General features: G+C 72.6%; 12 protein-coding genes. 10 read left to right on the top strand and 2 right to left on the bottom strand.

Annotation, left to right across the window (positions count from 1 at the left end; translation table 11 throughout):
• Positions 1-321 precede the first annotated feature (321 nt).
• From DEJ43_RS06765 to adhE, 10 genes are all read left to right on the top strand, one after another.
• Entirely contained in the window at positions 322-1170 is an 849-nt protein-coding gene (locus DEJ43_RS06765) for an amino acid ABC transporter permease (protein ID WP_015032573.1), read from the top strand.
• The gene (locus tag DEJ43_RS06760; protein ID WP_015032572.1) at positions 1167-2972 is read left to right on the top strand and encodes an FAD/NAD(P)-binding protein; all 1806 of its coding nucleotides are present in this window, start codon (positions 1167-1169) and stop codon (positions 2970-2972) included. Before DEJ43_RS06765 ends, DEJ43_RS06760 begins: the two co-directional genes overlap by 4 nt.
• 100 nt (positions 2973-3072) lie before the next feature.
• Complete coding sequence (locus DEJ43_RS06755) at positions 3073-3957, top strand: amino acid ABC transporter permease (protein WP_015032571.1); 885 nt, start codon at positions 3073-3075, stop codon at positions 3955-3957.
• Entirely contained in the window at positions 3954-4751 is a 798-nt protein-coding gene (locus DEJ43_RS06750; RefSeq protein WP_015032570.1) for an amino acid ABC transporter ATP-binding protein, read from the top strand. The genes DEJ43_RS06755 and DEJ43_RS06750 overlap by 4 nt, the downstream gene beginning before the upstream one ends.
• A 46-nt stretch (positions 4752-4797) precedes the next feature.
• On the top strand, positions 4798-5778 hold the full coding sequence (locus DEJ43_RS06745) for an ABC transporter substrate-binding protein (RefSeq protein WP_015032569.1): 981 nt from the start codon (positions 4798-4800) through the stop codon (positions 5776-5778).
• 40 nt (positions 5779-5818) lie between these two features.
• Positions 5819-6868, top strand: coding sequence for an LLM class flavin-dependent oxidoreductase (locus DEJ43_RS06740; protein WP_015032568.1), 1050 nt, complete (start codon positions 5819-5821; stop codon positions 6866-6868).
• Complete coding sequence (locus tag DEJ43_RS06735) at positions 6865-8172, top strand: NtaA/DmoA family FMN-dependent monooxygenase (RefSeq protein WP_015032567.1); 1308 nt, start codon at positions 6865-6867, stop codon at positions 8170-8172. The genes DEJ43_RS06740 and DEJ43_RS06735 overlap by 4 nt, the downstream gene beginning before the upstream one ends.
• Before the next feature lie 5 nt (positions 8173-8177).
• Entirely contained in the window at positions 8178-9020 is an 843-nt protein-coding gene (locus DEJ43_RS06730; protein ID WP_015032566.1) for a DUF1684 domain-containing protein, read from the top strand.
• Positions 9021-9214: 194 nt separating this feature from the next.
• Positions 9215-10114, top strand: coding sequence for a S1 family peptidase (locus DEJ43_RS06725; RefSeq protein ID WP_015032565.1), 900 nt, complete (start codon positions 9215-9217; stop codon positions 10112-10114).
• Between the two features lie 156 nt (positions 10115-10270).
• Positions 10271-12865, top strand: coding sequence for a bifunctional acetaldehyde-CoA/alcohol dehydrogenase (gene adhE, locus DEJ43_RS06720; RefSeq protein ID WP_041662197.1), 2595 nt, complete (start codon positions 10271-10273; stop codon positions 12863-12865).
• 145 nt (positions 12866-13010) lie between these two features.
• Here the strand turns inward: adhE and DEJ43_RS06715 are convergent, their stop codons facing one another.
• Positions 13011-13991: a GNAT family N-acetyltransferase gene (locus DEJ43_RS06715; protein ID WP_015032563.1), complete on the bottom strand. Its 981-nt coding sequence runs from the start codon at positions 13989-13991 to the stop codon at positions 13011-13013.
• A gap of 86 nt (positions 13992-14077) precedes the next feature.
• Positions 14078-15127 carry a membrane protein gene (locus DEJ43_RS06710; protein ID WP_015032562.1) on the bottom strand — a complete coding sequence of 350 codons (1050 nt, stop codon included), beginning with the start codon at positions 15125-15127 and terminating at the stop codon, positions 14078-14080.
• Positions 15128-15137: the final 10 nt, after the last annotated feature.

Here is a 15137-nt window from a genome sequence, read left to right as displayed (position 1 = left end):
AGCACGCGGACGGGGCGAGCCGGAGACCGGCTCAGCGAACAGCGGGTCGGCTCAACAGGAAGAGGACCACACGCGACCGAAGTCGATGTGGGAGCGCGTGACCAGCTGCTGCGGATGCATGGCCCCAGTGGAACAGGCATCCGTTCCGGCGTCAACCACGATGAGACGTACGGCTCACAGTGCGGACAGCCTTGACAGCGGGCCGTGTTGACCGCATAGCCTCGAAGGGCGGAACCGGGCTGAGGGGCCCGGGACCGTGCTCAGCGCGTGTGAAGGCGCACCCCGTGTTCGATCCGCCTCTGGCATCCACGGAGTCTTCGTATGTCCGCGACCCTGGTCAAGATCCCCTCCACGGCCCCACCGGCCGCCCCACCGCCCCGCATCGTCCCCGCCCGCCGCACCGGGCAGTGGACCGCGGCCGGCCTCGTCCTCGTCCTGCTCGCGCTCGGCCTCGTCTCGGTCGTCCGCAACAAGGCCTTCCAATGGGACGTCGTCGCCGAGTACTTCACCTCCGCGTCCGTCCTGCGCGGCCTCGGCCTCACCCTGTGGCTGACCGCCCTCGTCATGGCGCTCGGCTTCGCCCTCGGGACCCTGCTCGCCGTGCTCCGGCTCTCCGCCAACCCCGTGCTGCGCGCGGTCAGCTGGGGATACGTCTGGTTCTTCCGGTCCACCCCGATCCTGGTCCAGCTGCTGTTCTGGTTCAACATCGGCGCGCTCTACCCGCAGATCCTCGGCGTGAACACGGTCAACCTCCTCGGCCCCGTCTCCGTCGCCGTCATCGGCCTCACCCTGCACGAGGCGGCCTACGCCGCCGAGGTCGTGCGCGGCGGCATCCTCTCCGTCGACCGCGGCCAGATCGAAGCGGCCCAGTCGCTCGGCCTCGGCCGGTGGCGCCGGCTCTCCCGGATCGTGCTGCCGCAGGCCATGCGCGCCATCGTCCCGCCGGCCGGGAACATGCTCATCGGCACCCTCAAGGGCACCTCGATCGTCTCCGTGATCGCCGTCCAGGACCTGCTCTACTCGACCCAGCTCGTCTACCACCGCACCTACGAGATCATCCCGCTGCTGCTCGTCGCCACCCTCTGGTACGTCGCCGTCACCTCGGTCCTCAGCCTCGGCCAGTACTACGTCGAGCGGCACTACGCCCGCGGAACGGCCGGTGGGCGATGAACGGCCACGCGTCGATCGTGATCGTGGGTGCCGGGCCGCGGGGGACCGGCTACCTCGAACGGCTCGCCGCCAACCTGCCCGAGCTGTACGGCGACCGCCCCGTCGACATCCACGTCGTCGACCCCCACCCGCCGGGCCCGGGCCGCATCTGGCGCACCGCGCAGTCCCCGCTGCTCTGGATGAACTCCCGGGCCGAGGACGTCACCATGTTCACCGACGAGACCGTGGACATGGCCGGCCCCGTCCGGCCCGGCCCCACCGTCGCCGAATGGTCCGGCATCGAGGGCCGCACCTTCCCCACCCGCCCCCAGCAGGGCGCCTACCTGCGCTGGGTGTACGAACGGGCCCGGGCGGCGCTGCCCGCCACCGCCCGCCTCCACGAGCACCGCACCACCGCCCTGCGGATCGCCGGCCCCCGCGAGGGACGCCAGCGGGTCTGGCTGGAGGGCGGCGCCGCGCCCCTCCTCGCCGACCTCGTCGTCCTCACCGTCGGCCACCTCGACGCCGAACCCGACCCGGAGCAGCGGGCCCTGACCCGCTTCGCCGCCCGCCACGGCCTCCTCCACCTGCCGCCCGACTTCACCGCCGACAGCGACCTCGCCGCCCTCCCGGCCGGCGAACCCGTCCTCGTCCGCGGCTTCGGGCTCGCCTTCGTCGACCTGATGGTCCTGCTCACCGAGGGCCGTGGCGGACGGTACGAGGGCGAGGGCGACGCCCTGGTCTACGTCCCCTCCGGCAGGGAGCCGCGGCTGCACGTCGGATCGCGGCGGGGCGTCCCGTACCAGACGAAGATCGGCTACTCCCTCGACGGCGAACCGCCGCCGCTGCCCCGCTTCTTCGGAGCCGCGCAGACCGACGCCCTGCTGCGCAGGACCGGGCCGGTCGACTTCCGGCGCGACGTGTGGCCCCTCATCGACAAGGAACTCGGCTGGGCCCACTACCACCGGCTGTTCGCCGCCCACCCCGAGCGGACCGCCCTCGCCTGGGACGACTTCGAGCGGGCCTACGAGACGGCGCCGCCGAGCGGGGCCGAGCTCGCCGCCGTGGTCGCCGCCGCCGTCCCCGACCCCGCCGACCGGCTCGACCTGGACGCCCTCGACCACCCCCTGGACGGCATCCGCTTCAGCTCCACGGAAGCCCTCCAGCACGGCCTGCGGGACTACATCGGCGACAACCTCACCCGGCGCCACGACCCCGCCCACAGCGCGGACGCCGCCGTCTTCGCCGGCCTCCTCTCCGTCTACGGCCAGCTCCTGCGGCTCGGCAAGCGGGTCGACCCCGGCCCCTGGTGGCACGGCTTCTTCAGCTACCTCGCCTCCGGGCCGCCCGGCCCCCGGATGCGGCAGCTCCTCGCCCTCTCCCGCGCGGGCGTCGTCCGCTTCCTCGGTCCCGGGCTCACCGTCGAGACCGACGAGGAACGCGGGCTCTTCCGGGCCGCCTCCGCCGCCGTACCGGGGGAGTGGACCGAGGCCCGCGCCCTGGTCGAGGCCCGCATCCCCGACCCCACCCTGGAACTCACCGGCAGTCCGCTCCTGCGCGCCCTCCACGAGGACGGCGCCCGGGCCACCGCCGCCGGGCTCCTCGTCGTCGACCCCGCCGACGGTCGCGTCCTGGAGCGCGACGGCCGCCCGCACCCGCGCCGCTTCGCGCTCGGGCCGCACACCACCGCCCGCACGGGCAGCGCCTTCACCCGGCCCCGTACCGGCGGGGCCGCGTTCGCGCAGAACGACGCCGCCGCACGGGCCGCCCTGACGCTCCTGCGCGACGGGGCGTGTCCGCTCCCGGCGCCCCTGAGCGCCTGACCCCGCGCCCCGCCCCGCGACCGCGCCGCCGTGCGCCCGACCCGGCGCCCCGCGACCGCGCCGCTCTCCCCGCCGCCCGAGCCCCTGCCGAGGAACCGTCATGTCTCTCACCAGCGATCCGCCCGCCACCAGAGCCGTCCTGAAGGAACCGGCGGCCGGACCCGAACTCGTCGTCGTACCCGTGCGCCACCCCTGGCGCTGGGTCGCCGTCGTCGTCACCGCCGTGCTGCTCGTCCAGTTCGTCCACGGGCTCGCCACCAACCCCGGCTGGGAATGGGACGTCTTCGCCGCCTTCTTCACCACCGAGACGATCCTCCGGGCCGTCTGGGTCACCCTCCAGCTCACCTTCTACGGCACCGCGCTCGGCTTCGCGATCGGGATCGTGCTCGCCTTCATGCGCCTGTCGGCCAGCCCGTTCCTGCGCTCCGTGGCCTTCGGGTACATCTGGGCCTTCCGCTCGATCCCGCTCATCGTCCAGCTGCTCTTCTGGTTCAACCTCGCCTACCTCTACAAGGAGCTGAGCATCGGCATCCCGTTCGGGCCGGGCTTCCTCTCCTTCGACACGACGGGCCTGGTCGGCGAGATGAGCGCCGCCGTCCTCGGGCTCGCCCTGCACCAGGCGGCCTACGCGGCGGAGATCGTCCGCGGCGGTGTACTGGCCGTGGACGAGGGCCAGGCGGAGGCCGCCGCCTCGCTCGGCATCCCCAGGCTGCGGCAGCTGCGGAGGATCGTCCTGCCCCAGGCCATGCGCTCGATCCTGCCCAACGCCGCCAACGAGATCATCTCGCTCTTCAAGGGCACCTCGATCGTCTCCGTCATGGCGATCGGCGAACTCTTCTACCAGGTGCAGGTCGTCTACGGCCGCAACGGCCGGGTCGTCCCGCTCCTGATGGTCGCCACCGCCTGGTACGTCCTGCTCACCACCGCGCTCTCCGTCGTCCAGCACTACGTCGAACGCCACTACGCGAAGGGGAGCGTCCGATGAGCTCCGTCACCACCGCGGAACCGTCTGCCGGATCCACCGCCAAGGTCGAGATCCGCTCCGTCCACAAGACCTTCGGCCCCCTCCACGTCCTGCGCGGCATCGACCTCGACGTCCGCGCCGGCGAGGTCACCGTCGTCCTCGGCCCCTCCGGATCCGGCAAGTCGACGCTCCTGCGGACCATCAACCACCTGGAGAAGGTCGACAGCGGCACCGTCAGCGTCGACGGCACCCTCGTCGGCTACCGCCGCTCCGGGAACAAGCTGTACGAGCTCCGCGAGCGGGACGTCCTCAAGCAGCGCACCCGGATCGGCTTCGTCTTCCAGAACTTCCACCTCTTCCCGCACCTCACCGTCCTGGAGAACATCGTCGAGGCCCCCGTCTCGGCCCTGAAGCGCCCCCGCAAGGAGGCCGAGGCCGCGGCCCGGACGCTCCTCGAACGCGTCGGACTCGCCGACAAGGCGGAGGCGTACCCCAAGCAGCTCTCCGGCGGACAGCAGCAGCGGGTCGCCATCGCCCGCGCGCTCGCCCTCGAACCGGGCCTGCTCCTCTTCGACGAGCCGACCTCCGCGCTCGACCCGGAGCTGGTCGGCGAGGTCCTCGACGTCATCAAGGACCTGGCCGCCTCCGGCACCACCATGATCGTCGTCACCCATGAGATCGGCTTCGCCCGCGAGGTCGCCGACACCGTGGTGTTCATGGACGAGGGCCGGATCGTCGAACAGGGCCCCCCGGCCGAGGTGCTGGACAGCCCGCGCCACGAACGCACCCGTGCCTTCCTCTCCAAGGTCCTCTGACCCACCCCTCCCTTCTTTCCTCCCTCCCTCGTTCAGGAGTACTGCCATGAAGACCCGTCGCACCGTCCTCACCGCCCTCGCCTCGCTCACCGCCCTCGGGGTCCTCACGGCATGCGGCTCGGGTGACGCCGCCGTCGACGCCCTGGAGCCCGCCGGGAAGCAGGGCGGCGGCAACGGCATCAACCTCAGCCCCGAGCAGAACCGCGTCCACACCCCCAAGGTCGACGCCCTCGCCGCGAAGCTGCCCGAGGCCGTCCGCAAGAGAGGCACGCTCGTCCTCGGCGTCTCCGCGACCAGCAACCCGCCGCTCGCCTTCCACGCCACCGACGACCGGACGCTGATCGGCGTCGAGGTCGACCTCGCCACCCTGGTCGCCGACGCCCTCGGCCTGAAGCCCGAGTTCAACCCGGTCTCCTGGGAGAACCTCTTCGTCGGCCTCGACAGCGGCAAGTACGACGCCGTCTTCTCCAACGTCACGGTCACCGAGGAGCGCAAGGACAAGTACGACTTCGCCACCTACCGCCTCGACGACCTCGCCTTCGAGGCGAAGAAGGGCTCCGGCTGGAAGGTGAAGGGCCCCGAGGACGTGGCGGGGAAGAAGATCGCCGTGGGCTCCGGCACCAACCAGGAGAAGATCCTGGTCGACTGGTCCGCGCAGAACGAGAAGGCCGGCCGGAAGCCGGTCGACATCACGTACTTCCAGAACACCTCCGACTACTACCTGGCGCTCCAGTCCGGCCGGATCGACGGCTACCTCGGCCCCAACCCCGTCGCCGCCTACCACGTGCTCTCCGCCGGACAGACCGAGATCGTCGGGAAGTTCTCCGGCGCGGGCGCCGGCCTCCAGGGGAAGATCGCGGCCGCCACGAAGAAGGACAGCGGTCTCGTCGCCGCCTACGCGGCCGCCCTCGACCACGTCATCGGGAACGGCACCTACGCCCAGGTCCTCAAGCGCTGGGGCCTCGAAGGCGAGGCCGTCACGGCATCGGAGATCAACCCGCCCGGGCTGCCCCGCACCAAGAACTGACCCCGCTCCGTCCGCTCCGCACCGCTTCGAGAGAGACCGCATGCCCCGCACCCGAACGCTCCACCTCGCCGCCGAACTCGCCCCGGGCACCGGCCCGTCGGCGTCCGCCGCCGACCCGCTGGCCGCCTCCTCCGCCGGGACGGCCGCCGCCCGTACCGTCGCGCTCGCCCGGCTCGCCGAGGCCGCCGGGCTCGACTTCCTCACCCACGACGACTCCTTCGCCCGGCCCGGCCTCGACGCGCTCGCCGTCCTCGCCCGGGTCGCCCCCGAGACCCGCTCCGTCGGCCTCGTCCCGACCGTGACCACCACCCACACCGAGCCCTTCCACGTCCAGGCCGCCGTCGCCACCCTCGACTGGGTGAGCCGGGGCCGGGCGGGCTGGCGGATCGCGGTCTCCCCCAGCGGTGCCGAGGCCCGCCTCTTCGGCCGCCGTCCGGCCCCGCCCACCGCCGCGCTCTGGCAGGAGGCGGGCGAGGTCGCCGAGGTCTCCCGCAAGCTGTGGGACAGCTGGGAGGACGACGCCGAGATACGGGACGTGGCGACCGGGCGGTTCGTCGACCGCCGCAAGCTGCACCACGTGAACTTCCAGGGGGCGACCTTCTCGGTCAAGGGCCCCTCGATCGTCCCCCGGCCCCCGCAGGGCCATCCGGTGACCGTCGTCGACGCCACCCGCCCCGCCGCCCGCGACACCGCCGCCCACCACGCCGACGTGGCCCTGATCCGGGCCTCCTCCGCCGAGGAGGCCGCGGCGCTCCGCGCCGAGCTGCTCCAGGGCGCCCGCGCCCACGGCAGGGACCCCGGACAGCTGCGCGTGCTGCTCTCCGCGACCGTCGACCTCGACGCGTACGAGGGCGGGCCGGGAGCGCTCGCCGAGCTGATCGCGGGCTGGCACGGCGGCGGCGCGATCGACGGCTTCCACCTGGTGCCGGCGGTGCCCGAGCGGGACCTGGACCGGTTCGCCTCCGACACCGTCACCCGGCTCAGGGACCGCGGCCTCTTCCGTACCGCGTACGAGGGCGGGACCCTCCGCGACCACCTGGGACTCACCCGTCCCGTCAGCCAGTACGCGACGACGGGAGCCCACGCGTGAGCACCGGCACGGGGCCCAAGCAGGTCCATCTCGCCGCGCACTTCCCCGGCGTCAACTCCACCACCGTCTGGGCCGATCCGCGCTCCGGCTCGCAGATCGACTTCTCCTCCTTCGAGCACCTCGCGAGGACGGCGGAGCGCGGTCTGTTCGACTTCTTCTTCCTGGCCGAGGGGCTGCGGCTGCGTGAGCACAACGGGCGGATCCACGACCTCGACGTCGTCGGCCGGCCCGAGTCGATCACCGTCCTGAACGCGCTCGCCGCCGTCACCGACCGGCTCGGCCTGGCCGGCACGGTCAACGCCACCTTCAACGAGCCGTACGAACTGGCCCGGCGGCTCGCCTCGCTCGACCACCTCAGCGGGGGCCGGGCCGCCTGGAACGTCGTCACCTCGTCCGACGCCTTCACCGGGGAGAACTTCCGGCGCGGCGGCTATCTGGACCGGGCCGACCGGTACACCCGGGCCGCCGAGTTCCTCGCCACCGCCCGGGAACTGTGGGACTCCTGGACCCCGGAGGGCAGGCAGCGCCCCTTCGCCCACCACGGCCCGCAGTTCGGCATCGAGGGCGAGTTCACCGTCCCGCGCTCCCCGCAGGGGCATCCGGTCGTCATCCAGGCCGGCGACTCCGCCGAGGGCCGGGAGTTCGCCGCCTCGGCCGCCGATGTGATCTTCACACGGCATTCCACCCTGGAGGCCGGCCGGGAGTTCTACGCCGACGTCAAGGGGCGGCTCGCCCGGTACGGCCGGGAGCCCGGCGACCTGAAGATCATGCCGGGCGTGACGTACGTCCTCGGGGACACCGACGCCGAGGCGCAGGAGCTGGCCGCCGAGATCCGCCGGCAGCAGGTCTCCCCGCAGAACGCGATCCTCGCCCTGGAGCAGGTCTGGGGCCGCGACCTGTCCGGCTACGACCCGGACGGGCCGCTGCCCGACATCGACCCCGACCCCGAATCGACGCTCGTCCAGGGCCGGGTGCGGATCGCCGACCCGGTGGCGGTGGCCCGGAAGTGGCGGGCGCTCTCCGAGGCCAAGGGCCTGTCGATCCGTCAGACGGTCATCGAGACCAGCGGCCGGCAGTCCTTCGTCGGCAGCCCGGGCACGGTGGCGGCGGCCCTCGCGGAGTTCGTCGCCACGGACGCCGCCGACGGCTTCATCCTCGTCCCGCACCTCACGCCCGGCGGACTCGACGGCTTCGTCGACCGGGTCGTCCCGCTGCTCCAGGAGCGCGGGGTCTTCCGTACGGAGTACTCCGGCACGACGCTCCGCTCGCACCTCGGGCTTCCCGAGCCCGTATGGAAGGGTTGAGCACCATGAGCACGGACAACGACAGCGGCACGGACGCGGGCACGCGCCCGGACGCGGACGCCGGGGCCGGCCCCCGGCAGGAGTGGCAGCACTGGCACGAGCAGCGGGAGGCCGCGGTCTCCTCCTCGTACGGCCCGCTCTCCCTCACGGGGACCTACTGGCTCTCGGACTTCCCGGAGGGGCGAATTCCGGCCGTTCCGGGGGAGTGGCGGGAGGACGGCGACGAGGTGCTCCTCAGCGCGGCGGCCGAGGACGGTGTCACCGTCGACGGCAAGCCCCTGGCCGGCACGGTCCGGCTCACCGCCGACCACCCCCCGATCCACGAGTCCCGGGTCGAGTCGGCGGGCCGGCGGCTCGTGGTGCTGCGCCGCGAAGGCCTCTGGGCCGTACGGGACTTCGACCCCGGCTCGGCGGCCCGCGCCGCCTTCCGGGGCATCGAGGCCACGCCGTACGACGAGCGCTGGGTGGTGCCCGGCGTCTTCCGCCCGTACGAGGAGACGCGCAGCGTGCGCGTCGAGAACGCGGACGGCCGGGAGCGTGGCCTCGGGCTCTCCGGCGAACTGGTCTTCGACCTGCACGGCGGCGAGCACACCCTGCAGGTGGCCGTCGAGGACGACGGCACCCTGTGGGCGGTCTTCGCGGACGCCACCAGCGGCCGGGACAGCTACCGCTTCCGCTTCCTGCGCCCGCCGGCCCCGGCGGCGGACGGTTCGGTGACGGTCGACTTCAATCGCGCGCTGCTGCCGCCGTGCGCCTTCGCCGACCACTTCATCTGCCCGTTCCCGCCGCCGGGGAACACCCTCGACACCGCCGTCGCGGCGGGCGAACGGCGGCTGAGCGGCGCCTGACCGCGTTCTGACCCCTTCTCAACTCGCTGGGAGCGGTAGGTAGTTGAGGGCCGTACGGCCGAAAGGCGCCCTTGCGGCGTGAAGTCGTACGGCCCGAGACTCCCCCACAGCGCCGGCCCCAGGCCGCGCCTCACGGGCCCGGCACCCCACGGCGGGCCCCCGATTCCCCTCGGGAGGAACGAGAAGTGAGGACCATGCGCACCACCCCCACGAGAACCGTCCGGCTGCTCGCCGTCGCGGCAGGCCTCGCCGCCGCCGCCGCGCTCGCCGCCCCCACCGCGAGCGCGGGCACCGCCGACTCCGCGCGGAGCACCCGCACCTTCGACGCCGCCGCCCTCTCGGCGACCGGCGACGCCGTCCGCGCCGCCGACGTGGCCGGCACCGCCTGGTACGCCGACACGGCCACCGGCGAGCTGGTCGTCACCGCCGACTCCACCGTCACCCCCGCCGGGATCGCGAAGATCAAGCGGCAGGCGGGGGCGAACGCGGACGCCATCCGGGTCGAGCGGACCCCGGGCAAGTTCACCAAGCTGATCTCCGGCGGCGACGCGATCTACGCCACCAGCTGGCGCTGCTCGCTGGGTTTCAACGTCCGGGACAGTGCGGGCAACTACTACTTCCTGACCGCCGGCCACTGCACCGACGGCGCGGGCACCTGGTACTCCAACTCCTCCCGGACCACCGTCCTCGGCACCACCGCGGGGTCCAGCTTCCCCGGCAACGACTACGGTCTGGTGCGCTACACCAACTCCTCCGTCACCAAGTCCGGCACGGTCGGCAGCGTGGACATCACCAGCGCCGCCAACGCCACCGTCGGCATGTCGGTCACCCGCCGCGGCTCCACCACCGGCATCCACAGCGGCTCCGTGACGGGCCTGAACGCCACCGTGAACTACGGCGGCGGTGACATCGTCTCCGGGCTGATCCGTACGAACGTGTGCGCCGAGCCCGGCGACTCCGGCGGTCCGCTCTACTCGGGCAGCCGGGCCGTCGGCCTCACCTCGGGCGGCAGCGGCAACTGCTCCACGGGCGGCACGACCTTCTTCCAGCCCGTGACCGAGGCGCTGAGCGCGTACGGGGTCAGCGTCTTCTAGTCGATCTTCCGCACGCACCCCGGAGTCCCTTTGTGAATGCGTTCACAAAGGGACTTCCGGCCCCTCCCCGCAGGCCCTTTTCCTGGCCTTTTCGCAGGTCATCGGGTGTCGAATGGAGACATCGGAGAAAAAGGGACCCACGAAGGAGTGCCTGCCATGGAGACCGAGGAGAAGGTGGACGGACTGGTGCGCGAGGCCCTCGGGGCACTTGACCGGTTCGAGGAGCTCGACCAGGAACAGGTCGACCACATCGTCAAGAAGGCCTCCCTCGCCGCGCTGGCCGCGCACGGCGAACTGGCCAGGCTCGCCGTCGAGGAGACCGGACGCGGCCTCTTCGAGGACAAGGCCGTCAAGAACCTCTTCGCCTGCGAACACGTCACCCACTCGATGGCCGGCCTCAAGACCGCCGGAGTCATCCGCCGCGACGAACTGAACGGCATCACCGAGATCGCCGAACCCGTCGGCGTCATCTGCGCGATGACCCCCGTCACCAACCCCACCTCGACCACGGTCTTCAAGGCGCTCATCGCCCTCAAGACCCGCAACCCGATCGTCTTCGCCTTCCACCCCTCCGCGCAGAAGTGCTCCGCCGAGGCCGCCCGGATCGTCCGCGACGCCGCCGTCGCCGCCGGGGCGCCCGCCGGCTGCGTGCAGTGGATCGAGGAACCCTCCATGGCGGCCACCGCCCTCCTGATGAACCACGAGGGCGTCTCCACCATCCTCGCCACCGGCGGAAACGCCATGGTCAAGGCCGCCTACTCATGCGGCAAGCCCGCCCTCGGCGTCGGCGCGGGCAACGTCCCCGCCTATGTCACCCGCAGCGGCAAGCTCCCGCGCGCCATCCACGACATCGTGCTCTCGAAGGCCTTCGACAACGGCATGATCTGCGCCTCCGAGCAGGCCGTCATCCTCGACGAGGAGGTGTACGAGGAGGGCATCGCCGAGTTCGAGCGGCTCGGCGCCCACGTCGTCACCGCCGCCGAGAAGACCAAGCTGGAGGAGTACGTCTTCGGCACCACCGCCTACGCCACCGACTGCGCCGGAGCCAGGCTCAACGCCGACGTCGTCGGCAGGTCCGCCCACTGGATCGCCGCCCAGGCCGGCTTCGAGGTCCCCGAGGACACCTCGATCCTCCTCGCCGAGTGCGCCGAGGTCGGCGAGGGCGAGCCGCTCACCCGCGAGAAGCTCTCACCGGTCCTCGCCGCCCTCAAGGCCGACAGCACCGAGCACGGCCTCGAACTCTCCGCCCGGATGGTCGAGTTCCACGGCCTCGGCCACAGCGCCGCCATCCACACCGAGGACGAGGCGCTCGCCGAGGAGTTCGGCCAGCGCGTCAAGGCGGTCCGCGTCATCGTCAACGCCCCCTCCACCTTCGGCGGCATCGGCGACGTCTACAACTCCTTCCTCCCCTCGCTCACCCTCGGCTGCGGCTCCTACGGACACAACTCCGTCTCGAACAACGTCACCGCGGTCAACCTGATCAACGTCAAGCGGATCGGACGGCGCAACACCAACATGCAGTGGTACAAGGTGCCGCCGAAGATCTACTTCGAACGGGGAGCCATCCGCTACCTCGGCGAGATGGAGGGCCTGAAGCGGGTCACCATCGTCACCGACCGCACGATGAGCGCCCTCGGCTTCGTCCGGCGGATCACCGACATCCTGGGCGGGCGCGAGGAGCCGGTCACCCTCCAGGTCATCGACTCCGTCGAGCCCAACCCGGAGCTCGCCACCGTCCGGGCCGGCGCCGCCGCCATGCGGGAGTTCCGGCCGGACACCGTCATCGCCCTCGGCGGCGGCTCCCCGATGGACGCGGCGAAGATCATGTGGCTGATGTACGAGCGGCCCGAGGTCGAGTTCGCGGACACCAAGGAGAAGTTCTTCGACATCCGCAAGCGCGCCTACCGCTTCCCGCGGCTCGGCGAGAAGGCGAAGCTCGTCGCGATCCCCACCACCTCGGGCACCGGCAGCGAGGTCACCCCCTTCGCCGTCATCTCCGACCCGGAGGCCGCGCAGAAGTACCCGCTCGCCGACTACGCGCTCACCCCCGACGTCGCCATCGTCGACCCGCTCCTGCCGCTCGACCTCCCGCCGACGGTCACCGCCGACTCCGGCTTCGACGCCCTGACCCACGCCACCGAGGCCTACGTCTCCGCCTACGCGAACGACTTCACCGACGGGCAGTGCCTCCAGGCGATCAAGCTGATCTTCCAGAACCTGGAGACCTGCGTGACACAGGGCGCCAAGGCGCCCGAGGCCCGCGAGAAGATGCACAACGCGTCCACCATCGCCGGCATGGCCTTCGCCAACGCCTTCCTCGGCCTGGTCCACGCCATGGCCCACACCCTCGGCAACACCTTCCACGTCGCCCACGGCCGCACCAACGCGCTGCTGCTCCCGCACGTGATCCGCCACAACGGCACCGTCACCCACAAGGCCGTGCCGTGGCCGAAGGCCGAGGTCTACCGGGCCCCGGAGCGCTTCCAGGAGATCGCGCGGATGCTCGGGCTGCCGGCCGCGACCCCCGAGGAGGGCGTCGAGTCCTACGCCCGGGCGGTGGAGGAGCTGCGCGAGCGGTGCGGCATCCCGGCCTCCTTCCAGGCGGAGGGCGTCGACGAGCAGGCCTTCCTCGCGGCCCTGCCGCAGCAGGCGATGAACGCCTACGCCGACCAGTGCGCCCCGGCCAACCCCCGGATGCCGATGATCGACGAGATGAAGGAACTGATGACCCGGGCGTACTACGGCGCGTAGCCCGCCACCGTACGACGGTGCCGCCCCGTGCGAGGAAGCACGGGGCGGCACCGTCGTGTGCGGAAGCCGGGCCAGGGGGCGCCGGATCGGAAAGCACGGGATCGGAGAGCGCGGGGTCAGGGGGCGCGGGGTCAGAGGGCGCGGGTCAGAGGGCGCGGGCGAACTCCAGCCGGGCGGCGAAGTTCTCGTAGCCGGCGCGCTCGAAGGCCCTGGCCATCGCCACGTTCGCGGCGTCGCAGTCGCCGCGGATCTCGGTGGCCCCGGCGGCGACCAGGACGCGCGTGCCCCGGATCACGACCGAGGTCGCGTACCCCTTGCCCCGGTGGGCGGGGGCGACGCCGACGAAGCCGATCACCGGGAAGGCGGGGTTCTCGGCGGGCAGGCTGATCACGGCGACGGTGCCGTCCGCGTCGTAGCCGAGCTCCCACCACGCCGGCTCGTGCTTCAGCTCGGCCGTCTCCTCGAAGAGCAGCTCGGCCGCACGCCGGGCGCCGTGCTGCCGCACGTCCGCCGCGAGGCGGGCGTCGGCGGTGTCCGCGAGCAGCTCGGCGAGGACCGCGACGAAGGGCTCGGGGCCGAGCTCGGCGAGTGAGCGGAAGGTCAGCCGGGGGTCGTCGGCGGGCAGTGCGTCCGGGGCGCCGGGCGCCTCCGGTCCGGCGTCACCGCTTCCGTCCGCGGCGGGGACCCGGAGGCCGAACCGGCGTCCGTCGCGGATCACGCCGAAGCCGGACGCCCGCAGCAGCTCGGCCCGGCGCTCCGGGTCCCGCTGGAACTGCGGGGCCTGGGCGGGGGAGTCGACGACGTGTTCGAGCTCCGTCGCGCCCAGCTTCCCGGCCACCGACGCCGCCGCGTCGAGCAGGGCGGCGGCGGTCTCCGGCGCGTCCTTCGGCGCCTCGAACAGCACGAGCGCCAGCGGGACCTCGTGCCCCGGCATGGTCCACAGCACCACGCTGCCGGTGAGCCGGCCGTCGCCGTCCTCGGCGACCAGGCACCACTCGGGCCGGGTGCACCGGTTGTCGAGGAGCTGGGTGAGGTACGCGCGGGTGGCGGCGTTGCGCTCGGGGTCGCCAGAGTGCTCGACCAGGGCGGGGAGTTCGTCGGGACGGGCGGGGCGGACAGATGCCACGGAGAGCCTTGTCGGTTCGGGGACGGTGGTCGCTGCCCCGCGAACGTAGCGGCCGACGAGGAGGGAGGCCAGTGGTTTTGGGGTCTTCAGTGGGCCCGGGCGCCGCTCGCCGTGCCCAGCTCCTCCGCGATCGGCTCCGCCGCCGGCTTGCGCTTCAGGGAGGACATCACCAGGGTCACCGCCGCGCCGACGACCGCCCAGGCCGCGAGGACCAGCATCGAGCCGGTCATGTCGTTGCCCTTGAAGTACGCGATCGAGCGCGCCGCCCAGGTGCCCGCGCCCGGCGGCAGGGCGGGTCCGATCGCGTTCCAGAACGGGGGCAGCATCGGCAGCGGGAAGGCGCCGCCCGCGCTCGGATTGCCCGCGACGACCACGAGCAGGATCGCCAGGCCGATGCCGACGATCCCGAAGACCGACTGGAGGGCGAGGGTGGCGGCGCCGACGGCGAAGACGACCAGGGCGCCCAGGCCCCACAGGGCAGCGACGCTGCCGGGCAGGGCGCCGAGGATCGGGCCGACGATGATCGCGCCGCCGAGTCCGCCGAGCACCGAGTAGATCGCGAGGGCGCCGAGGCGGATGATCGCGCGTTCCCGGTTGGCGGGCCGGGAGCCCGCGCTGATCGCCAGGATCGCGGCGCAGATGTAGCCGCCGACGCACCAGCCGACGACGAGGTAGAAGGCCGAGAGCCCGTCGAAGTCCTGCGCCGACGCGGGGGCCACGTCGACCGTCCGTACGGTGCGCTGCTGGGCGCCCTCGACCTGGGTGAGGATCGTCTCCAGGGCCGTGGAGAGCACGGTTCCGCCGCCGGAGGCGACGAGCAGGGTGTCCGTGCGGCCGGTGGGGGCGACGAGCAGGGCGCCGTCGATGTCCCGGTTCAGGATCTGGTTCCGTGCCGTGGCCTCGTCGGCGACCGTACGGGGGTCGAGCGGGGCGCCGGGGAGTTTCTCCAGCTGCCCGACGAGCTGGGCGGAGACCTGTGGCGGCGCGACGACGCCGAAGGGGACGTCCCTGGGCTTGGGGTGGTGCAGGGCCCCGACGTACGAGGCGATGAACAGCAGCTGGAGGGCGAAGACGCCGACGACAAGGAGGGCGGCTCGGGGGGTGACGGCGCTTTTCAGTTCGTCGACGAGGCTCATGCCCCCCAGG

Source organism: Streptomyces venezuelae ATCC 10712, assembly GCF_008639165.1.
Classification (GTDB): Bacteria; Actinomycetota; Actinomycetes; order Streptomycetales; family Streptomycetaceae; genus Streptomyces; species Streptomyces venezuelae.
The sequence above is the reverse complement of the archived record's forward strand: the minus strand, read 5'-3'. Positions and strand labels throughout refer to the sequence as shown.